This is a genomic window from Pseudomonas sp. TSRC2-2, from assembly GCF_049897785.1.
GTDB lineage: Bacteria > Pseudomonadota > Gammaproteobacteria > Pseudomonadales > Pseudomonadaceae > Aquipseudomonas.
The window spans coordinates 368650-390374 of sequence record NZ_JAFCWZ010000002.1 but is presented as its reverse complement, the minus strand read 5'-3'; the positions used below and the strand labels follow the sequence as shown (position 1 = coordinate 390374).

At 60.8% G+C, this 21725-nt stretch carries 19 protein-coding genes; 14 read left to right on the top strand and 5 right to left on the bottom strand.

Features of this window, described 5'->3' with window-relative positions; all coding sequences use genetic code 11:
- The first annotated feature begins 124 nt into the window (after window positions 1-124).
- The 3 genes from ACP7D9_RS04885 (at window position 125) to ccoM (ending at window position 980) form a co-directional block, all read left to right on the top strand.
- Window positions 125-466 carry a hypothetical protein gene (locus ACP7D9_RS04885; protein WP_024011931.1) on the top strand — a complete coding sequence of 114 codons (342 nt, stop codon included), beginning with the start codon at window positions 125-127 and terminating at the stop codon, window positions 464-466.
- A gap of 94 nt (window positions 467-560) precedes the next feature.
- Window positions 561-722: a hypothetical protein gene (locus tag ACP7D9_RS04880; RefSeq protein ID WP_178081175.1), complete on the top strand. Its 162-nt coding sequence runs from the start codon at window positions 561-563 to the stop codon at window positions 720-722.
- A gap of 144 nt (window positions 723-866) precedes the next feature.
- On the top strand, window positions 867-980 hold the full coding sequence (gene ccoM / locus ACP7D9_RS04875; RefSeq protein ID WP_016771346.1) for a cytochrome c oxidase subunit CcoM: 114 nt from the start codon (window positions 867-869) through the stop codon (window positions 978-980).
- Between the two features lie 759 nt (window positions 981-1739).
- On the opposite strand, the gene ACP7D9_RS04870 is transcribed toward ccoM, so the two are convergent.
- Complete coding sequence (locus ACP7D9_RS04870; protein ID WP_101158410.1) at window positions 1740-3215, bottom strand: inorganic phosphate transporter; 1476 nt, start codon at window positions 3213-3215, stop codon at window positions 1740-1742.
- A gap of 370 nt (window positions 3216-3585) precedes the next feature.
- The gene (locus tag ACP7D9_RS04865; RefSeq protein WP_008080067.1) at window positions 3586-3786 is read right to left on the bottom strand and encodes a hypothetical protein; all 201 of its coding nucleotides are present in this window, start codon (window positions 3784-3786) and stop codon (window positions 3586-3588) included.
- 632 nt (window positions 3787-4418) lie between these two features.
- Here ACP7D9_RS04865 and pcaR point away from each other — a divergent pair.
- The 11 genes from pcaR to pcaC all read left to right on the top strand — a co-directional run bounded on the left by pcaR (window position 4419) and on the right by pcaC (window position 15350).
- Window positions 4419-5261: a pca regulon transcriptional regulator PcaR gene (gene pcaR, locus ACP7D9_RS04860; RefSeq protein WP_016771343.1), complete on the top strand. Its 843-nt coding sequence runs from the start codon at window positions 4419-4421 to the stop codon at window positions 5259-5261.
- A 293-nt stretch (window positions 5262-5554) separates the two neighbouring features.
- Window positions 5555-6901: an MFS transporter gene (locus ACP7D9_RS04855; protein ID WP_101158411.1), complete on the top strand. Its 1347-nt coding sequence runs from the start codon at window positions 5555-5557 to the stop codon at window positions 6899-6901.
- 197 nt (window positions 6902-7098) lie between these two features.
- A complete protein-coding gene (locus tag ACP7D9_RS04850; protein WP_024011937.1) occupies window positions 7099-7956 on the top strand; it encodes a CoA transferase subunit A in 858 nt (285 codons plus the stop codon).
- A complete protein-coding gene (locus ACP7D9_RS04845) occupies window positions 7956-8735 on the top strand; it encodes a CoA-transferase subunit beta (RefSeq protein ID WP_426155957.1) in 780 nt (259 codons plus the stop codon). The genes ACP7D9_RS04850 and ACP7D9_RS04845 overlap by 1 nt, the downstream gene beginning before the upstream one ends.
- Window positions 8732-9937 (top strand): 3-oxoadipyl-CoA thiolase, encoded by a 1206-nt coding sequence (gene pcaF / locus ACP7D9_RS04840; RefSeq protein WP_426155955.1) that lies wholly within the window; start codon window positions 8732-8734, stop codon window positions 9935-9937. Before ACP7D9_RS04845 ends, pcaF begins: the two co-directional genes overlap by 4 nt.
- Before the next feature lie 36 nt (window positions 9938-9973).
- Window positions 9974-10678 (top strand): protocatechuate 3,4-dioxygenase subunit beta, encoded by a 705-nt coding sequence (gene pcaH, locus ACP7D9_RS04835; RefSeq protein WP_426155953.1) that lies wholly within the window; start codon window positions 9974-9976, stop codon window positions 10676-10678.
- 1 nt (window position 10679) lies between these two features.
- Window positions 10680-11246 (top strand): protocatechuate 3,4-dioxygenase subunit alpha, encoded by a 567-nt coding sequence (gene pcaG / locus ACP7D9_RS04830; protein WP_426155951.1) that lies wholly within the window; start codon window positions 10680-10682, stop codon window positions 11244-11246.
- Between the two features lie 192 nt (window positions 11247-11438).
- Entirely contained in the window at window positions 11439-12734 is a 1296-nt protein-coding gene (locus ACP7D9_RS04825) for an MFS family transporter (protein WP_426155949.1), read from the top strand.
- A 45-nt stretch (window positions 12735-12779) separates the two neighbouring features.
- Entirely contained in the window at window positions 12780-14144 is a 1365-nt protein-coding gene (locus tag ACP7D9_RS04820) for a 3-carboxy-cis,cis-muconate cycloisomerase (RefSeq protein WP_426155947.1), read from the top strand.
- A gap of 11 nt (window positions 14145-14155) precedes the next feature.
- Complete coding sequence (gene pcaD / locus ACP7D9_RS04815; protein WP_426155945.1) at window positions 14156-14944, top strand: 3-oxoadipate enol-lactonase; 789 nt, start codon at window positions 14156-14158, stop codon at window positions 14942-14944.
- A 13-nt stretch (window positions 14945-14957) separates the two neighbouring features.
- On the top strand, window positions 14958-15350 hold the full coding sequence (pcaC, locus tag ACP7D9_RS04810; RefSeq protein ID WP_007917093.1) for a 4-carboxymuconolactone decarboxylase: 393 nt from the start codon (window positions 14958-14960) through the stop codon (window positions 15348-15350).
- Window positions 15351-15507: 157 nt separating this feature from the next.
- On the opposite strand, the gene ACP7D9_RS04805 is transcribed toward pcaC, so the two are convergent.
- From ACP7D9_RS04805 to emhB, 3 genes are all read right to left on the bottom strand, one after another.
- On the bottom strand, window positions 15508-16767 hold the full coding sequence (locus ACP7D9_RS04805) for an OprD family porin (RefSeq protein WP_426155943.1): 1260 nt from the start codon (window positions 16765-16767) through the stop codon (window positions 15508-15510).
- 334 nt (window positions 16768-17101) lie between these two features.
- Window positions 17102-18562, bottom strand: a complete 1461-nt coding sequence (emhC, locus tag ACP7D9_RS04800; protein WP_312995981.1) for an efflux RND transporter outer membrane subunit EmhC — start codon at window positions 18560-18562, stop codon at window positions 17102-17104.
- Window positions 18559-21723 carry an efflux RND transporter permease subunit EmhB gene (emhB, locus tag ACP7D9_RS04795; protein ID WP_426155941.1) on the bottom strand — a complete coding sequence of 1055 codons (3165 nt, stop codon included), beginning with the start codon at window positions 21721-21723 and terminating at the stop codon, window positions 18559-18561. The genes emhC and emhB overlap by 4 nt, the downstream gene beginning before the upstream one ends.
- Between the last annotated feature and the right edge of the window lie 2 nt (window positions 21724-21725).

The window sequence follows — 21725 nt, the reverse complement described above, 5'->3', positions numbered from 1 at the left end:
GTTGTCCCATGAAAGATCGCAGCCTGCGGCAGCTCCTGCGGGTGCGAGGTGCATCACACAATTGCGACAGGCGGCTCAAGGCGCCTTCACCCCAGCCGATAGCCTGCAGACAGGAGACCTTTATATGTTGCCACCGATGCTCCCCTTGAGCGCTGTGCCGATCACTTCCCAGCAGGATCCGATCCGCCAGCGGCCGGACATCCCGCCGGTGGTGCCGGTGCAGGAGAGCTCCAACGAAAGCACGATCGATCTGCAAAAGCGCGATCCCGAAGAGGATCGGCTGCTGGCGCGCGAAGAACAACGTCGCCAGCAGGAACGTGATCGTCGGCGTCGCGAGGCGGATGAAGATCCCGAAGAGCATCTGGCCGTGCCAGGCACTGAGCTCAATGCCGACAACACCGTGCCGGTAGTGCCGCTGATAGACGATCAGCCGCGTCAGGGGCTGTGGGTCGACATCGAGATTTGAGTGGTGACTGGTCAGCGCCTGCGCCACGCGGCATGATTGGCGCAATCCTGCCGGTGACGGCAGCTGTGATCTCTTTTGCGATGTGCCGGACGCCATGAGCCAAGACGACAAACTGATCGACCTCAGCACCGAACGCGCCAAGCGCGTGCATGACCTCAACGAGAAACGCTTGAACGAAGTGCGCAACGCCTTCGAGCAAGCCATGCCGTTGGGAAAAACCAGGAAAAAGTCGAAGAACAAGCCGAAAAAGCGTTGATCTCCCCCTGCATCCGTTGATGCAGGTCAGTTATTTCCCCTCCTTTGATTCCCTTCTTTGCGAATATTGATCCCGGTCAATAGGTGCGCCTGTGTGTTTGTTAATTTGAATCCATCGCAGCAAAGCAGGGCCAGGAGGCCAGTCATGTTTTTCGATAACGTGGTGTTTGCCGGGGTTCTCACGGTGGGGCTCATGGTGCTGTTTTTTGCAGGGTTTGGATTTTTTATCTGGAAGGATGCGCATAAGCGGCGCAAGTGAGTTCTTCTGGATTTGATGGGCACGCAAGGCATTTTGGGGCGACTTCGGTTGCCCTTTTTTTTTGGCCGTGGCGGCCTGTGGGCCGACCAGGCTCTTGGGGTTTTGGGTGAATATCCGTTGCTGCGGTAACGGCGGCTTAGGGTTCCGCCCTTACGGCGGGTCACCTTTTTCAAACGCCAAAAAGGTAACCCAAAACGCTTGCTCCTACGTTCGGCCCTCGCAAGCTCGGGTCCCTTCGCTCCGGGATCGATCCGGGCGCAGCGGCTACGGTTTGCTTCGCTGCACCTCCTTCCGCTGTGTCTGGCTGCGCCAGACGGTCGCTGCGCTCCCACGCCCGGATCAATCCCTCCACTCAGCCTTCCGACGTCGCCGGTGGATCAAGATCAAGAGCACTCGAGCTTGCGCTCATTGTGTAGGAGCTGCCGAAGGCTGCGATCTTTTGATCTGGCTTTTCCGTGGGAGCGAGCCTGCTCGCGAATGCGGCCTGACAGCCGACCTGTTTCTTGAGGTTGTACCCGATCCATCTGTAGGAGCTGCCGAAGGCTGCGATCTTTTGATCTGGCTTTTGCGTTGGCTTTTGATCTTTTTGCCCCTTCGGCAGGCTTCGTTACGGGATCGGTCGACGTCTTGAAGAGTGAAACGCTGTAAAAGCGAAAGCATAAGCAGCCGTTACGGTAGCAATGGATATGCTCCCATTCCCCAATAACAAAAAAGGCGTGATCCTCACGAATCACGCCTTTTCCAATCAACAGCTAACGATCAACTACCCAAAGCCTTCGAAGCCAACCAGAACAACCCGGCCGACAGCGCCACAGTCGCTGGCAAGGTCAACACCCAAGCCAGCAAGATGGTCTTGACCGTGCCACCCTGCAGGCCGCTTTTGTTGGCAACCATGGTTCCGGCCACACCCGAAGACAACACGTGAGTGGTCGACACCGGCAGGCTGAAAATGTTGGCCATGCCGATCAGACTCGCGGTGGTGATCTGCGCCGACATGCCCTGCGAATAGGTCATGCCCTGCTTGCCGATCTTCTCGCCAATGGTCAGCACCACGCGTTTCCAGCCAACCATGGTGCCCAGGCCCAGTGCCAGGGCGACCGCCAGAATCACCCAGAACGGGGCGTATTCGGTGGTGGTGGTCAGGTCTTTGCGCAGCTTGTCCAGGTCGGCCTTTTCACGGGCTTCCAGACCAGGCAGCTTGCCGACCTTCTTCGCTGTGTCGTCCAGGCAGAGCAGGTAGCGACGCACTTCGATGCGGCTGTCCGACGACAGCGAATGATAGTCCGCCACACCTTTAAGCGTGTGCAGCAGGGCGCTGATGGTCGGTTCGGTCTGCTGCGGGTTGCAGCGGAATTTCTCCGGCAGGTCGCCTTCCACGCTTTTGCCCAGCGCCAGGAACTCACCCAGCGAATCGGCGTTGCGCTGGTAGAACTGGCTCAGGTGCAAGGTGGCGTCGCGGGTGCGTTCGATCTGGTAGGTGGTGCTGTTCAGATCGAGTACGAACTGCGCCGGCACGATACCGATCAGCACCAGCATGATCAGGCCGATGCCTTTCTGGCCATCGTTGGAGCCGTGCACGAAGCTCACGGCCATCGCCGAGATCACCAGAACCAGGCGGTTCCAGAACGGAGGGTGCTTTTTATCGTCGATCTTGCGGCGCTGTTCCGGCGTCTTGTGCATCTTCGACAGCGGGCGCCACCATTTCAGGCCGATCAGCACCAGCGCGGCGATGAGGAAACCGGCCATCGGCGAGAACACCAGCGAGGCGCCGATATCGATCGCTTTCTGCCAGTTCACGCCATCTCTCAACGGGATGTCGTTGATCAGTGCGTTGGCCAGGCCGACACCGAGGATCGAGCCGATCAGGGTGTGCGAGCTGGAAGCCGGGATACCGAAGTACCAGGTGCCCAAATTCCAGGCGATTGCCGCGGCGAGCAACGAGAACACCATCGCCAGGCCATGGCCGGTGTTCACATTGATCAGCAGTTCAACCGGCAGCAAGTGGACGATGGCATACGCCACGCCCACGCCGCCCAGCAGCACGCCGAGGAAATTGAACACACCGGAAAAGAACACCGCCAAGTGCGGCGGCATGGCTTTGGTGTAGATAACAGTGGCTACCGCGTTAGCGGTGTCATGAAATCCATTGATGAACTCGAAGGCGAGGACAAACGTCAGGGCGAGCAAGAGGCTCACAAGCACCCAAGCATCCAGTCCGCTGAATAAATCGATCATGAAGGTTTTCTGACCCGGTCGTAAGGGGGCGCGATTATGCCAGAAAAGACAGGAAATCGATGCCCCGTCTGCTCACTGGTCACACCCTTCTTCGATTTAATTTGTTGCAGGGCGTGAAAACCAAGCAGCACGCAGGGTTTTTCAAGTCTTTGATTTTATTGGATAAAGAAGATCTTTAAGCCAATTTTTCTGATATCTCAAAGGCACAAACGCTTGTCTGAAATATCTCTGAAACCTGTGGGACGCTCGTTCATAAGCCGCAGAACAGCGATGCAGCCGCTGCCCGCGGTTAGCGGGCGCGCGAGGTGTCGTCTTCCACCGCGCTGTGGCTCAGGCGGACGCCGACTTTCGATTGCTCAACCGCCGTGGCTCATGGCTCTTCGGCTTTGAGTTCCTTTTCGATCTTTTCGATTTCCTGCTTGAACACCTGATCCTGGACGGTAGGGCGCTTGCGCCATGCCTTGCGTTCCGGTTCCGGCTGAGCGGCGTAGGTGGTGACTTCCCCGCCGTAAACTTCCTTGTAACGTTGTTCCTGGCGCTCTAGTTCCGCGCGCAGTTCGTCTTTTGTCACGGTGCTACCTGTATGAGTTGAATTGAATATCCGGTGAAACACACTGCAACGAGTCAATTGAGCGAGCCCGCCAGTCATCCACAGCCCGATAGGGCGCGGAGACATTGCAGAGGCGATCAAGACTTCCGTGTTACAGGCGGCTACGGCACCGGATAAAAACTGACGCAGCATCAGTTTCCTGTTTCAGCGAGCGCTGGCGTTGCATGTGTAATGGGCGCCGGACGCTGGCCGGAGCTGAGACGAAGGGCCTCGTGTCAGCAGATCGCGGGCCTTTGATTAAAGCGCCGCGAACAGGGTGCATTATAGCGGTCGATTCGGGAATGACTATCTTTGCCAAGTTAAAAAGGGTTCTGAATGTGTGATGGTTTTGTGGCTGGCAACTTTTCCCGGTAGTTAAGTGTAACGACAGCGTTATAGAACAGGCGTTCTGTTTTTGGCGCCAGTAACTAGAACAACTAAGTTGCGAGCGCAATCGCTGAAGTCGAGCCAACTCGAGAGGAGGAGGGTACTGTGCTCGATTGCGATTATCGGTCGCCGGTTCGATAATCGCCCAATGTTGGCGCCCCGGTGCTTGTGCATCGCGCGGCGAGCCGTTTGACTAGGCATCGATGCGTGCCGGACAAGGACAAGAAATGAACGATCAAATGCGCAACTCTTTCACATCGGTGGCGCCGCCCATCGTCGCCTCGCCGGCCAAGCGCATTCAGGCGCTGACGGGTGATCCGGATTTCATGACCTCGCTGGCCCGTGGTCTGGCGGTGGTGCAGGCGTTTCAGGAACGCAAACGCCACCTCACCATCGCGCAGATCAGCCACCGCACGGAAATCCCCCGCGCCGCCGTGCGCCGTTGCCTGCACACGCTGATCAAGCTCGGCTACGCCACCACCGACGGACGCACCTATTCGTTGCTGCCCAAAGTGCTGACCCTCGGCCATGCCTATCTGTCCTCGACGCCGCTGGCGGTTTCCGCCCAGCCCTATCTCGACCGCATGAGCGAGCAACTGCACGAAGCCTGCAACATGGCGACGCTGGAGGGCGATGACATTCTTTATATCGCTCGTTCGGCGACCACCCAGCGATTAATCTCGGTTGACCTTTCGGTCGGCGGGCGGCTACCGGCGTATTGCACGTCGATGGGGCGCATTCTGTTGGCGGCGCTGGACGACACATCCCTGGGCGAATACCTCGACCACGCCGAACTGGTGGCCAAGACCAGCCGCACCATTCATACCCCCGACGCGTTGCTCGAATGTCTGCAGCAGGTGCGGCAGCAGGGCTGGTGCATTGTCGATCAGGAACTGGAACAGGGCCTGCGCTCGATCGCCGTGCCGGTGTACGACGCCTCCGGGCAAGTGGTCGCGGCGCTGAATGTCAGCACCCACGCCGGGCGGGTCAGTCGCGCCGAGCTGGAGCAGCGCTTTCTGCCGGGCCTGCTCAGCGCCAGTCGTGACCTCAGTGCGCAGTTGTTCGCCTGATGAACCTGTTCGATAAACGCACAGTGTTGCGTTTATCGAATTGACGCTAAAACCCCCGGATCATTAATGTCGCGGCAGCGTCATCCGGGGCTGATGTGAATGAGCCCGCCGGACTGTCGACCTCGATAATAATGACAAGAGGCAACTCACCATGCGCCCGATCCTCAGCTGTCCTGATTTCACCCGTTGTTGCCGGGTTCTGCGCAACGCCTGATTACAACCTTCTATTGTTGTGACCGTGCCTTGCTTTGGCCGGCCGCCGTTCGACTGCGTTTTTGCGTGGAATAAAAATAATGAACCAGCCTCAGTCCGCTGTGGGTAACTGCCTCGACGTGCAGACCTTCATCAACGCCCAACCGATCTCGCGCTATCAGTGGCGGGTGGTGATCCTGTGTTTCCTGATCGTATTTCTCGACGGCCTCGACACCGCCGCCATGGGCTTCATTGCCCCGGCGCTGTCGCAAGACTGGGGCATCGACCGCGCCAGCCTCGGCCCGGTGATGAGTGCTGCGCTGATCGGCATGGTCTTCGGTGCACTCGGCTCCGGCCCTTTGGCTGACCGCTTTGGGCGAAAAGTCGTACTCGTCGGTGCGGTAATTCTGTTCGGCGGTTTCAGCCTGGCCTCGGCGTATAGCACCAACGTCGAACAACTGCTGGTGTTGCGCTTCCTCACAGGCCTGGGTCTCGGCGCAGGCATGCCCAACGCCACGACGCTGCTCTCGGAATACACCCCCGAGCGCAAGAAATCGCTGCTGGTGACCAGCATGTTCTGCGGCTTCAACCTCGGCATGGCCGGCGGCGGTTTCATCTCGGCAAAACTGATCCCGGCGTTCGGCTGGCATGCGCTGCTGATGATCGGCGGCATCCTGCCGTTGATTCTCGCGGTGGTGCTGCTGTTCTGGCTGCCGGAATCGGCGCGCTATCTGGTGGTGCGCAACCGTGGCACCGACAAAGTGCGTAAAACTCTCGCACCCATCGACCCCGTCACCGTCGCTCAGGCTGCGAGCTTCAGCGTGCCGGAACAGAAAACCGTCAAGGCACGCAATGTCTTTGCGGTGATCTTCTCCGGCACCTACAGCACCGGCACGCTGTTGTTGTGGCTGACCTACTTCATGGGTCTGGTGATCGTGTATCTGCTGACCAGTTGGCTGCCGACGCTGATGCGTGACAGTGGCGCGAGCATGGAACAGGCCGCATTCATCGGAGCGCTGTTCCAGTTTGGCGGGGTGCTGAGCGCAGTCGCGGTGGGCTGGGCGATGGACCGCTTCAATCCGCACAAGGTCATCGGCATCTTCTACCTGCTGGCCGGGGTGTTTGCCTACGCGGTAGGGCAGAGCCTGGGCAATATCACCCTGCTGGCGACACTGGTGCTGGTGGCAGGCATGTGCGTGAACGGTGCGCAATCGGCGATGCCGTCGCTGGCGGCCCGCTTCTACCCGACTCAGGGCCGCGCGACCGGGGTGTCGTGGATGCTCGGCATCGGCCGCTTCGGCGCGATTCTTGGCGCGTGGATGGGCGCGACCTTGCTGGGCCTCGGCTGGAATTTCGAGCAGGTGCTGACCGCACTGGTGATCCCTGCCGCTCTGGCGACCGCAGCAGTGTTGATCAAGGGCATGGTCAGTCATGCGGATGCGACCTGAGGCAGACCCACGATCGTTCCCACGCTCCGCGTGGGAATGATCATTAGGGAAGCAACAATTCGTTCGATAAACGAACACTCAGTCGATTATCGGATTGTTTGGCGATTTTCCCAGGCTTACCCTTCAGTGACTCCGGCGCTGAACCTCGCGCCTTTTTATCACTGGCGATTTCTTACAAAACAACAGGAGCCCGCTCCATGGCTGAGATCCTTTCGCTGCACGACGCGGTGAAGCAATTCGTCAACGACGGCGATACCGTCGCCCTCGAAGGCTTCACTCACTTGATCCCTACGGCAGCGGGTCATGAAATCATTCGTCAGGGCAAGAAAGATCTGACGCTGGTGCGGATGACGCCTGACCTGATCTACGACCAACTGATCGGCGCCGGTTGCGCGCGCAAACTGATTTTCTCTTGGGGCGGTAACCCGGGTGTGGGCTCGCTGCACCGTCTGCGTGACGCGGTCGAAAAACAGTGGCCGCACGCGCTGGAAATCGAAGAGCACAGCCACGCCGACCTTGCCAACGCTTACGTCGCTGGCGCGTCCGGCCTGCCATTTGCAGTGCTGCGTGCCTACGCCGGCTCCGACCTGCCGAAGGTCAATCCGCTGATCAAAACCGTGACCTGCCCGTTCACCGGCGAAGTGCTGGCGGCAGTGCCATCGGTGCGCCCGGACGTCACCGTGATTCACGCGCAGAAAGCCGACCGCAAAGGCAACGTGTTGCTCTGGGGCATTCTCGGTGTGCAGAAAGAAGCCGCGCTGGCCGCCAAGCGTTGCATCGTCACCGTGGAAGAAATCGTCGACGACCTCAACGCACCGATGAACGCTTGCGTACTGCCGACCTGGGCCTTGAGCGCGGTCTGCCACGTGCCGGGCGGCGCGCATCCGTCCTACGCCCACGGTTACACCGAGCGGGACAATCGTTTCTATCAGGCGTGGGACCCGATCGCTCGCGACCGTGAGACGTTTACCGCGTGGATCAATGAATACATCCATGGCTGCGCTGATTTCAGCGAATTCCAGGCCAAATTGGCCGCTGCTTCGGAGGCCAAGTAATGACTTACACCACCAATGAAATGATGACCGTCGCGGCGGCCCGTCGTCTGAAGAACGGCTCGGTGTGCTTCGTCGGCATCGGCCTGCCGTCGAAAGCTGCCAACCTTGCGCGCCTGACTTCATCGCCGGACGTGGTGCTGATCTACGAATCGGGCCCGATCGGCGCCAAACCGAGTGTGTTGCCGCTGTCCATCGGTGACGGCGAGCTGGCCGAGACCGCCGACACCGTGGTCCCGACCGGTGAGATTTTTCGCTACTGGCTACAGGGCGGGCGCATCGATGTAGGCTTTCTCGGCGCCGCGCAGGTTGACCGTTTCGGCAACATCAACACCACCGTGGTCGGCGACTACCACTCGCCGAAAGTGCGCCTGCCGGGTGCCGGTGGCGCGCCGGAGATTGCCGGTTCGGCGAAAAGCGTACTGATCATCCTTAAACAGTCGGCGCGTTCGTTTGTCGACAAGCTCGATTTCATCACTTCGGTTGGTCACGGTGAGGGTGGCGATTCGCGTAAACGTCTGGGTCTGCCGGGCGCCGGGCCGGTGGGGATCATCACCGACCTGTGCATCATGGAACCGGAGGAGGGCACGCATGAATTCGTGGTCACTGCGCTGCATCCGGGCGTGACCCGCGAGCAAGTGGTCGCCGCCACCGGTTGGGCGATCCGTTTTGCCGACTCCGTTGAAACCACCGCTGAGCCGACCGACGTCGAGCTGACGGCGCTGCGTGATCTGGAAGCGCGCACCGCCGCCGCCCACGGTCAGGCACCGGGAGAAGCATGATGCGTGACGTGTATATCTGCGACGCGATTCGCACCCCCATCGGCCGTTTCGGCGGTGGCTTGTCCGCCGTGCGCGCCGACGACCTCGCCGCCGTGCCGATCAAGGCCCTGATGGAGCGCAATCCTTCGGTGGACTGGAGCGCCGTCGATGAGGTGTTCCTCGGCTGCGCCAACCAGGCCGGCGAGGACAACCGCAACGTCGCGCGCATGGCACTGTTGCTCGCCGGTCTGCCGGACAGCGTGCCGGGTGTGACCCTCAATCGTCTCTGTGCTTCGGGCATGGACGCGATCGGCACTGCATTCCGGGCGATTGCCAGCGGCGAGATGGAGCTGGCGATTGCCGGCGGTGTCGAGTCGATGTCTCGCGCGCCGTTCGTGATGGGCAAGGCCGACGCGGCGTTTTCGCGCAACATGAAACTGGAAGACACGACCATCGGCTGGCGTTTCATCAACCCGTTGATGAAAGCGCAATATGGCGTCGACGCGATGCCGCAAACCGCTGACAACGTCGCCGACGACCATAAAGTCTCGCGCGAAGATCAGGATGCATTCGCCCTGCGCAGTCAGCAACGTACCGCCGCCGCTCAGGCCGCCGGTTACTTCGCCGAAGAAATTGTCGAAGTACGGATTGCCCACAAGAAAGGCGAAACCGTGGTCAGCCAGGACGAACATCCGCGCGCCGACACCACGATTGAAGCGCTGGCCAAACTGAAACCGGTCAATGGCGCGGACAAAACCGTCACCGCCGGCAATGCCTCCGGGGTCAACGATGGGGCTGCTGCACTGATTCTGGCGTCTGCCGAAGCGGTGAAAAAACACGGCCTGACCGCCCGCGCAAAAGTGCTCGGCATGGCCAGCGCTGGCGTCGCGCCACGGGTGATGGGCATCGGCCCGGTGCCGGCGGTGCGCAAACTCACCGAGCGCCTCGGCGTGGCGGTCAGCGATTTCGACGTGATCGAACTCAACGAAGCGTTTGCCAGCCAGGGTCTGGCGGTGTTGCGTGGACTGGGCCTGGCGGATGACGCGGCGCAGGTCAACCCGAACGGCGGCGCAATTGCCCTCGGCCACCCGTTGGGCATGAGCGGTGCGCGGCTGGTGTTGACCGCGCTGCATCATCTGGAAAAGACCGGTGGCAAGAAGGGTCTGGCGACCATGTGCGTCGGTGTGGGCCAAGGTCTGGCCCTGGCCATCGAACGCGTCTGACGCGTTGCGGCATCTATAAGAACTGAGGAAAGCGAAATGACTGACAAGCCTGGTTACCGTCGCCCACAGGCAGGCACTCAGCCTGACTACCTGCACCCGACCTACCAATCCACCAACCTGCGCTCGCCATCCAAGCCGTTGGTGCACCTGCCGCACTCGCTGTCGGAAATCACCGGGCCGACCATTGGCGCCGAGCGCCTGGTGGAAAATGACCACGATCTGACCGCCCAGCATGAAGGCGAGCCGTTGGGCGAGCGCATCATCATTCACGGCCGCGTGCTCGACGAGGACGGTCTGCCGGTACCGGGGATTCTGGTGGAGATCTGGCAGGCCAACGCCGCCGGCCGCTATAACCATGCCCGCGACCTGCACGACGCACCGCTGGACCCGAACTTCACCGGCACCGGCCGCACCGTTACCGATGCCGATGGCTGGTACCAGTTCCAGACCATCAAGCCCGGCGCCTATCCATGGGGCAACCACCACAACGCCTGGCGTCCGGCGCACATCCACTTTTCCCTGTTCGGGCCGAGCATTCTTACGCGTCTGGTCACGCAGATGTACTTCCCCGGTGACCCGCTGCTGGCGTACGACCCGATCTACAACTGCGTGCCGGACACCTCGGCCAAGGAACGCCTGATCGCTGCTTTCGATCTGAAAAAAACCATTCCGTCCTACGCCCTCGCTTACCGTTGGGACATCGTGCTGCGCGGGCGTGAAGCCACGCCGATGGAGAAATAAGATGACGCTCAATGCGACCACGTCCCACACCGTCGGGCCGTATTACCACATTGGCCTGACCTGGCTGAACCGCGAAAACCTCGCCGTCGAACAGACCCTCGGCGAGCGCGTAGCGATCACCGGGCAAGTGCTGGACGGCAATGGCGATGTCGTCAACGACGCCATGCTCGAAGTCTGGCAGGCCAACGCCGCCGGCAAATACGACCACCCGGAAGATCATCAGGACAAACCGCTCGATCCGAATTTTGAAGGTTTTGGCCGAGTGCCAGTTGATGCCGAAGGGCGCTTCCGTTTTACCACGATCAAGCCCGGCACCGTGCCCGGCCTGAAAGGCTCGACCCAGGCGCCGCATCTGGTGGTGCTGGTGTTTGCCCGAGGGTTGGTCAAGCACTTGCTGACGCGGATTTATTTCGAAGGTGAACCGGCGAACGTCGATGATCCGTTGCTGGAGTGTGTGCCGGCGGAGCGTCGCCAGACGTTGCTGGCCAAAGCGGATGCGTCGGGTGTGTACCAGTGGAACGTGATTCTGCAGGGCACCGATGCCGAGACGGTGTTCTTCGATTACTGAAAACACCACTCATCTCTTGTGGGAGCGGGCTTGCTCGCGAAGGCGGTGTGTCAGGTGGTACATCGTCGACTGGCACGCCGCCTTCGCGAGCAAGCCGCTCCCACTCTCTGAGATGTGTTGCAGAGCCAATGTGGAACGGGACTGTTGCAAAGTGTGTCTAGACTGTGACTGTCCCTATCGAGTGAAAAAACAATGACAACGCCCACCTCCCATTACACCGGTGAAGAGCGCAGCAAGCGCATCTTCGCCATCGTCGGCGCTTCGTCCGGCAACCTCGTCGAATGGTTCGACTTCTACGTCTACGCCTTCTGCGCGATCTATTTCGCCCCGGCGTTCTTCCCGTCCGACAACCCCACCGTGCAACTGGTCAACACCGCTGGCGTATTTGCCGCCGGGTTCCTGATGCGGCCGATTGGTGGCTGGATTTTTGGCCGGGTTGCCGACAAGCACGGGCGCAAGAACTCGATGCTCATCTCGATTCTGATGATGTGCTTCGGCTCGTTGCTGATCGCCTGCTTGCCGACTTACAAGGACATCGGCGTCTGGGCGCCAGTGCTGTTGCTGTTCGCGCGTTTGCTGCAAGGTCTGTCGGTGGGCGGCGAATACGGCACAACAGCGACCTACATGAGCGAAGTCGCGCTCAAGGGCCAGCGCGGTTTCTTCGCCTCGTTCCAGTACGTGACGCTGATTGGCGGGCAATTGCTGGCGGTGTCGCTGGTGGTGGTGCTGCAACAGTTCCTCACTGAAGAAGACTTGCGTGTCTACGGCTGGCGGATTCCGTTTGTGGTCGGTGCGGTGGCGGCGCTGATTTCGCTGTTCCTGCGTCGTTCGCTGAAGGAAACCACCAATAAGGAAACCCGCGCGCACAAAGACGCCGGTAGCATCACTGCACTGTTGCGCGATCACAAAGCGGCGTTCATCACCGTGCTCGGCTACACCGCCGGCGGCTCGCTGATTTTCTACACCTTCACCACCTACATGCAGAAATACCTGGTGAACACCGCGGGCATGCACGCCAAGACCGCCAGCTACATCATGACCGGCGCGCTGTTCCTGTATATGTGCATGCAGCCGTTGTTCGGCATGCTCGCCGACAAGATCGGCCGACGTAACTCGATGCTCTGGTTCGGTGCCCTCGGTACGTTGTTCACCGTGCCGATTCTGCTCAGCCTGAAAAGCATCAGCAGCCCGTTCCTCGCCTTCGTGCTGATCACCCTGGCGCTGGCGATCGTGAGTTTTTACACCTCGATCAGCGGTCTGGTGAAAGCCGAGATGTTCCCGCCGGAAGTGCGCGCTCTCGGTGTCGGTCTGGCCTACGCGGTGGCCAACGCGATCTTCGGTGGCTCAGCGGAATTCGTTGCCCTGAGCCTGAAGGCCGGCGGCATGGAAAACGCCTTCTACTGGTACGTCACGGCGATGATGGCGGTGGCTTTCCTGTTCAGCCTGCGTTTGCCCAAGCAGGCGAAGTATCTGCACCACGATCTGTAAACCCATGTGCGCGGGCTGCAAGGCCCGCGCCGGCAAGGACTGTTTATGACTCAGCGACCGGGCAATCAATTGTTCGATGCCTACTTCACGGCCCGCGATATGCGCGAGGTGTTCTGCGATCAGGGCCGGGTGCAGGCGATGCTCGATTTCGAAGCGGCGCTGGCCCGGGCCGAGGCGCGGGTAGGGCTGGTTCCGGCGTCAGCCGTGGCACCGATTATGGCGGCGTGCGACGCGCGGCTGTATGACTTCGCCGCACTCGGCGAGGCGATTGCCACGGCCGGCAATTCGGCGATTCCGCTGGTCAAGGCGTTGGGCAAGCAGATTGCCGCGACAGATGCCGAAGCCGAGCGCTACGTGCATTTGGGTGCGACCAGTCAGGATGTGATGGATTCCGGGCTGGTGCTGCAACTGCGCCAGGCGCTGCTGCTGATCGAAAACGAACTGGCGCAACTGGCCGATTCGCTTGCCGTTCAGGCCCAACGGTTTGCCACGACACCGCTCGCCGGGCGCACCTGGCTGCAGCACGCGACGCCGGTGACCCTCGGCATGAAAATCGCCGGTTGGCTCGGCGCGGTGACGCGCAGTCGTCAACGGCTGCAAGAATTGAAACCGCGCTTGCTGGTCCTGCAGTTTGGCGGTGCGTCAGGCACGCTGGCGGCGCTGGGGCAACACGCTCTGCCAATCGCCGAAGCCTTGGCCGAAGAGCTGCAACTGCGCCTGCCGGACCAACCGTGGCACACCCAGCGCGATCGCATCGTCGAGTTCGGCGCGGTGCTGGGATTGATCGCCGGCAGCCTCGGCAAATTCGGCCGCGATATCAGCTTGTTGATGCAGACCGAAGCAGCGGAAGTATTCGAGCCTGCGGCACCGGGCAAAGGCGGTTCGTCGACCATGCCGCACAAGCGCAACCCGGTCGGCGCGGCGGTGTTGATCGGTGCGGCGACGCGGGTGCCGGGGCTGGTCTCGACGCTGTTCAGCGCCATGCCCCAGGAACATGAACGCAGCCTCGGTTTGTGGCACGCCGAATGGGAAACCCTGCCGGAGATCTGCTGCCTGGTGTCCGGTTCGCTGCAACAGGCACGTTTGCTCGCTGAAGGCCTGGAAGTGGATGCCGAGCGCATGGGCCGCAACCTTGAATTGACCCAAGGGCTGGTGCTGGCCGAAGCGGTGAGCATCGTGCTTGCGCAACGGGTCGGCCGCGACACGGCGCATCATCTGCTCGAACAATGCTGCAAGCGCGCGGTGGCCGAACAACGGCATTTGCGCGCCGTGCTCGGTGACGAGCCGCAAGTCACCGCCGAGCTGAGTGACGCTGAACTCGATGATCTTCTGAACCCCGCGCATTATCTCGGCCAGGCCCACGTCTGGGTCGAGCGCGCGGTGGCCGAACACAACGCTTTGACTGTCTGAAGGAGAGGGCTGTGGCTTTCGTTCAACTCGCCGATGGCGAACTGCACTATGAAATTGACGGCCCGGCTAATGCGCCGGTGCTGGTGCTGTCCAACTCGCTGGGCACCGACCTGCACATGTGGGACGCGCAGATGCCAGCGTTCACCGAGCATTTTCGCGTGCTGCGTTTTGACACGCGCGGCCATGGGCAATCGCTGGTCACCGAAGGGCCTTACAGCATCGAACAACTCGGTCGCGACGTGCTCGGTCTGCTCGATGCGCTGCATATCGAGCGTGCGCATTTCTGCGGGCTGTCGATGGGCGGGCTGATCGGTCAGTGGCTGGGGATCAATGCCGGGCATCGTTTGCACAAACTGATCGTGTGCAACACGGCGGCGAAAATCGGCGATCCGTCCGTGTGGAATCCACGCATCGAAACCGTACTGCGCGATGGCGCGGCGGCGATGGTCGCACTTCGCGATGCGTCGATTGCGCGCTGGTTCACGCCTGACTTTTCGGCGGCGCATCCCGAGGCGGCGAAGAAGATTACCGACATGCTCGCCGCGACCCATCCACAAGGATATGCGGCCAACTGCGCGGCCGTGCGCGATGCCGATTTCCGCGAGCAGCTGGCTTCGATCAACGTGCCGTTGCTGGTGATCGCCGGCAGCGAAGATGCGGTGACGCCGCCGTCCGGCGGGCATTTCATCAGCGACCATGTGCGCGGCGCGGAGTACGCCGAGTTCTATGCGGCGCACCTGTCCAACGTGCAGGCTGGTGCTGATTTCAGTGATCGTGTTCTGGCGTTTCTGAACGCTTGATAAGGGGATTTACGTGGACGAGAAACAACGTTACGACGAAGGCATGCAGGTCCGCCGCGCGGTGTTGGGCGATGCCCACGTCGATCGCAGCCTGACCACGCTGACCGAGTTCAATTCGGAATTTCAGGAGATGATCACCCGCCACGCCTGGGGCGACATCTGGACCCGCCCGGGCTTGCCCCGGCACACCCGCAGCCTGATCACCATCGCCATGCTCATCGGCATGAACCGCGAGGGCGAGCTGAAACTGCACCTGCGCGCGGCGGCCAACAATGGCGTGAGCCGTGGCGAGATCAAGGAAGTGATCATGCAGAGCGCGATCTACTGCGGAATCCCGGCGGCGAATGCGACGTTTCATCTGGCCGAATCGGTTTGGGATGAACTCGGGGTTGAATCCCGCGAGTGATGTTGCCTGAGCTGACGTCATCGCTGGCAAGCCAGCTCCCACATTAGAATGCATACCCGTGTAGGAGCTGCCGAAGGCTGCGATCTTTTGATCTTGATTGTTAAAAACAAGATCAAAAGATCGCAGCCTTCGGCAGCTCCTACAGGGGATTCGGTGTTTACAGCAGGCTGATCGGGTAGCTGACGATCAACCGGTTCTCATCAAACTCGTTATTGCTGAAATCCCGGCGCATGGTCGAGTTGCGCCATCTGACGTTCAAATCCTTCAGCGTGCCGCTCTGCACCGTGTAACCCAGTTCCGATTCACGACCCCATTCCTTGCCGTTGGTGATTGACCCGGTGTGCACATTGTCGCCGCTGATGTAGCGGTTCATCAGGGTCAGGCCAGGGATGCCCATAGCGGCGAAGTTGTAGTCGTGACGCAGCTGCCAGGAGCGTTCCTGAGCATTGTCATAACTGGCGTTATAGCTGTCGTTGGCCAGCGTCCCGCCGCTGGTGCCGTTGACCCGCATCCAGGCGCTGTCGCCGGTGAGTTTCTGCAGGCCGACATAGAACGTGTTGCCGCCGTATTTGGCCGAAAACATGCCGTACCAGGTTTTGTTGTCGAGGTCGCCGGCGCGGGCGCTGCCATCTTCCTTGCCGTAGAAAAAGCCGAGGTTGGCGCCGAGCGTCCAGGCGCCGAGCGGCTGGCTGTGCAGCACGTTGAGGTACTGCTGGCTGTAGATGTCCTTGAGCTGCGCGTTCCATAAGCCGATCTGTGTGCGCTTGTCGTTGAACAGGTATTCGCCGCCCTGGAAGTTGAAACGATCAGAAGTGAACACCGCTTTGCCGGTCATCGACATGTCGCTCATGCTGCTGTCGTCGCGCGGGCTGTTGGCGCGGAACTGGCCGCCATACAGGGTCAGGCCGGCGATTTCCTTCGAGGTGATCTGGCCGCCACGGAAGGTCTGCGGCAGGGATCGGCCGTCGTCTGAACGCAGGATTGGCAGCACCGGCATCCATTCACCGACCTTGACTTCGGTCTGGGAAAACTTCGCTTTGAACGCAACGTTGGTGCGGCCGAAGTTGTCCGCCGGGCGACCGTCATGGTCCAGCGGCAACAACTGCGTGCCGCCCGTGCCTTTACCGCCATCGAGCTTGACCGAATACAACCCGAGCACGTCCATGCCGAAGCCGACGGTGCCTTGGGTGAAGCCGGATTTCGCATCCAGAATGAAACTCTGCGTCCACTCTTCAGCCTTGCCCTGGGCTTTGGTCGGGTTGGTGAAGTTGCGGTTGATGTAGAAGTTGCGCAGGTTGAGGTTGACCTTGGCGCCTTCGACGAAACCGGATTCTTCGGCCGCAACGGGCAGAGCCGCGCAAGCGAGTGCCAGGGCGATCAGGCCGGGGAATGCGTACGGCGCAGTTGGGTAGGTCATTGCAGTTTCTCTTGTTATTTTTTTGGGTCGAACGAGTTACGGTTCCGGCGCTCTTCGCGGCGGGCATTGGATTGCAGATTTCGGAATAAGCGGCGGTGATCAGCCGGACAGGGCAGGGCGCGGGAGCATGGTGTCGAACCTGATGTTATTGATTTTGTGGGACGAATGGTGCGGGGCGCAGAGAGCGGGATTCAATCGGGGAAAGCGGGTTTTGGGCGATTACCGAACAAGATCAAAAGATCGTCCGATCGCGGCCCGAGCCGTCGGACGATCTTTTGATCTTCAAAAACAAAAAGCCCACCAAAAAGGTGGGCTCTTTGTATTTAGCCGATGATCAGAACAGCTTCATCTTCGGCGCTTCTTCTTTCAGCGGTTCGTTCTGCGCGGTCTGCGCATTCCAGCCGCCGCCCAAGGCCTTGTACAGGTTGACCGCACTGGTCAGCTGCGCGAGTCGGTCGGTGATCAGCGCTTGTTGCGCACTGAACAGCTGACGCTGGGCATCGAGGAAGGTCAGGTTGCTGTCGACGCCGATGCGGTAGCGACGTTCGGCCAGGCGGTAGTAATCCTGGTTGGCCTGCACGAAGTCACGCTGCGCTTGCAACTGCTCGGTGTAGGTCTGGCGAGCGGCGAGGCCGTCGGCGACTTCCTGGAAGGCCGTTTGAATGGACTTCTCGTAGTTCGCCACGCCAATGTCTTTCTGGATCTTGGCGTAGTCGAGGCTGGCGCGCAGACTGCCGGCGTTGAAGATCGGCAGGTTGATCTGCGGCTGGAACAGCCACGTCCCCGAACCACCCTTGAACAAACCGGACAGGTCCGGGCTCAGGCTGCCCGCGTTGGCGGTCAGGCTGATGCTCGGGAAGAATGCTGCACGCGCCGCGCCGATGTTGGCGTTGGCCGCCTTCAGGTTGTACTCGGCCTGCAGAATGTCCGGACGACGTTGCAGCAGATCCGAAGGCAGACCGGCCGGCACGTCGCTGAGCAGGTCATCGGACAGCGGCCTGGCCGATTGCAGGTTGGCCGGAATACCGGTGCCGAGCAGCAGGGTCAGGCTGTTTTCGTCCTGCGCGACCTGGCGGGTGTAACGCGCCAGTTGTGCCCGGGCGTTTTCAACCGAGGTGCGCGACTGCGCCAGATCCAGCGCCGAAGCCACACCGACTTCGTTGCTGCGGCTGGTCAGCTTGTAGCTTTCTTCAAAGGCACCGAGGGTGTCCTGAGTCAGCTTGAGCAGTTCCTTGTCCGCTTGCCAGGTCAGATAAGCATTGGCAACGTTGGCTACCAGACTGATCTGCGTGCTGCGGCGTGCTTCTTCGGTGGCGAAGTATTGTTGCAACGCTTGCTCGCTCAGGCTGCGAACCCGGCCGAACAGGTCGAGTTCGTAGGCGCTGACGCCGACGGTGGCGGAATACGAACTGCTGATCATCGACTCGCCGGTCTGCGAGGCACGGGCCGGCAGACGCTGACGGCTGCCGGCGGCATTGGCCGACACCGCCGGGAACAGGTCGGCGCGCTGGATGCGGTACTGCGCCGCGTAAGCGTCGATGTTCAGCGCCGCGACACGCAGGTCGCGGTTGTTTTCCAGGGCGACCTGGATCAGCTGTTGCAGGGCAGGGTCATGGAAAAACTGCTTCCAGCCCTGTTCGGCAGCGGCTTGCGCCGGAGCCTGGGCCGGCGAGTACGCCGGCCCCTGCGGGTACTGGCCTGCGACCGGAGCCTCAGGCTGCTGATAATCAGGTATCAGCGAGCAACCGCTCAGCACGAAGGCGGCGACTGCGAGGGAGAGTAGCGACTTGCTCATTGGCCAGCCTCTTTAGGAGTTTCAGTAGTCTCATCCGCGTCGGCATTTTTGCGCTTGCCGATGGACGACACAGTAACGAAGAACAATGGGACCCAGAAGATCGCCAGGATCGTGGCCGTGAGCATACCGCCAATCACGCCGGTACCGATCGCATGTTGACTGCCCGAACCGGCGCCCGTGGAGATCGCCAGCGGTACTACACCGAGGACGAAGGCCAGCGAGGTCATGATGATCGGGCGCAGACGCATACGGCAGGCTTCGATTGCCGCGTCACGCAGACTGCGTCCCTGTTCGTGCAGTTCCTTGGCGAATTCGACGATCAGAATGGCGTTTTTAGCCGCCAGACCGATGGTCGTCAACAAGCCCACCTGGAAGTACACGTCGTTGGACAGACCGCGCAGGCTGGTCGCCATCAAGGCACCGATGATCCCCAGTGGCACCACGAGCATGACCGCGATCGGAATCGACCAGCTTTCATACAGCGCCGCCAGACACAGGAACACCATCAGCAGCGACAAGGCGTAGAGCGCTGGCGCTTGCGAGCCGGACAGACGTTCCTCATAGGACAGACCGGTCCAGGAGATACCGACACCGGACGGCAGCTTCTTGGCAATCGCTTCGACTTCAGCCATCGCTTCACCGGTGGAGTAGCCCGGCGCCGGAGCCCCGAGGACCTCGACCGCTTCCACACCGTTGTAGCGCGCCAGCTTCGGCGAACCGTAGACCCACTCGCCCTTGGCGAACGCCGAGAACGGAACCATGGTGCCTTCGGCGTTGCGCACGTACCACTTCTTCAGGTCTTCGGGACTCATGCGCGAGTCCGGCTGGCCCTGCACATACACCTTCTTCACCCGACCACGGTCGATGAAGTCGTTGACGTAGCTACTGCCCAACGCGATCGACAGGGTGTTGTTGATGTCGCTGATGGTGATGCCGAGGGCACTGGCCTTCTCGTCATCGATCTCCAGCTGGAACTGCGGCTCATCGTTCAGGCCGTTCGGACGCACCTGGGTCAGCACCTTGCTTTGCGCCGCCATGCCGAGGAACTGGTTGCGCGCTTCCATCAGTTTTTCGTGGCCGATGCCGGCGCGGTCCTGCAGGAACACGTCGAAACCGGTCGCGTTACCCAATTCCAGAACCGCTGGCGGGGCGAAGGCAAACACCATCGCGTCGCGGAAGCTGAAGAAGTGCTGCTGGGCACGCGCAGCGAGATTGAACACGCTGTTATCGGCGTTACGTTCGCCCCATGGCTTGAGCATGATGAACGCCATACCCGAGCTTTGACCACGGCCGGCGAAGTTGAAGCCGGTCACGGTGAACACCGAAGCCACCGCGTCCGCTTCACCGCCGTCCTTGTTCGGACGCAACAGGTACTCACGCATTTCATCCACGACCACCTGCGTGCGCTCGGCACTGGAACCGGCCGGGGTCTGCACCTGAGCGAACAGTACGCCCTGGTCTTCTTCGGGCAGGAACGCGGTCGGGATGCGAGTGAATAGCCAGATCATGCCTACGACGATCAGCAGGTACGCCAGCAGATACGGCGCCTTGCGGGTCAGCATGTTGCCGACGCCACGCTCGTAGCTCTGCACGCCACGGTCGAAGTTACGGTTGAACCAGCCGAAGAAACCCTTCTTCGGCGTACCGTGCTCGCCTTTCGGAATCGGCTTGAGCATGGTGGCGCACAACGCCGGGGTGAAGATCAGGGCAACCAGTACCGACAGGGCCATGGCCGAAACGATCGTGATCGAGAACTGCTTGTAGATCACACCGGTGGAGCCACTGAAGAACGCCATCGGCAGCAGTACCGCCGAGAGCACGAGGGCGATACCGACCAGTGCGCCCTGAATCTGGCCCATGGATTTCTTCGTCGCTTCCTTAGGTGACAAGCCTTCTTCGCTCATCACCCGCTCGACGTTTTCCACCACGACGATGGCATCGTCCACCAACAGACCGATGGCCAGCACCATGCCGAACATCGTCAGGGTGTTGATGCTGAAACCGGCGGCGGCGAGGATGCCGAACGTACCGAGCAATACCACCGGCACGGTCATCGTGGTGATGACAGTGGCGCGGAAGTTCTGCAGGAACAGGAACATCACCAGGAACACCAGCGCGATCGCTTCGACCAGGGTGTGCACCACGCCTTTGATCGACTCGGTCACTACCGGGGTAGTGTCGTACGGGAACACCACTTCCATGCCTTGCGGGAAGAACGGCTTGAGGCTGTCGATGGTGGTGCGCAGCGCTTTGGCCGTATCGAGGGCGTTGGCACCGTTGGCCAGTTTCACCGCCAGACCGGAAGCCGGGCTGCCGTTGAACTGGGCGCTGATCGCGTAGTTCTCACCGCCGAGGCCGACTTCAGCCACGTCTTTGAGGCGAACCTGCGAACCGTCTTTGTTGACCTTGAGCAGGATTTCCTTGAACTGCTCGGCGGTCTGCAGACGGGTCTTGCCGATGATCGTCGCGTTCAGCTGCTGGCCCTGCACGGCAGGCAAGCCACCGAGCTGACCGGAGGAAACCTGAACGTTCTGCGCGGCAATGGCGTTTTTCACGTCAACCGGGGTCAGGTTGAAGTTGTTCAACTTGGCCGGGTCGAGCCAGATGCGCATCGCGTACTGCGCACCGAAGACCTGGAAGTCACCGACACCGGCGGTTCGCGAGATCGGGTCCTGCATGTTCGACACGATGTAGTTGGACAGGTCGTCCTTGGTCATGCTGCCGTCACGCGACACCACGCCGATCACCAGCAGGAAGTTCTTCACTGCCTTGGTCACGCGGATACCCTGTTGCTGCACTTCCTGCGGCAGCAGCGGGGTGGCCAGGTTCAGCTTGTTCTGGACCTGAACCTGCGCGGTGTCGGAGTTGGTGCCTTGCTCGAAGGTCGCGGTAATGGTCATGCTGCCGTCGGAGTTACTTTCCGACGACACATAACGCAGGTTGTCGATACCGTTGAGCTGTTGCTCGATGACCTGCACCACGGTGTCCTGCACGGTTTGTGCGGAAGCGCCCGGGTAGGTCACCTGGATCGCAATGGCCGGTGGCGCAATGCTCGGGTATTGGTTGATCGGCAATTTCAGGATCGAAAGTGCCCCGACCAGCATGATCACCAGGGCAATTACCCAAGCGAAAATCGGACGGTCGATGAAGAATTTTGACATGG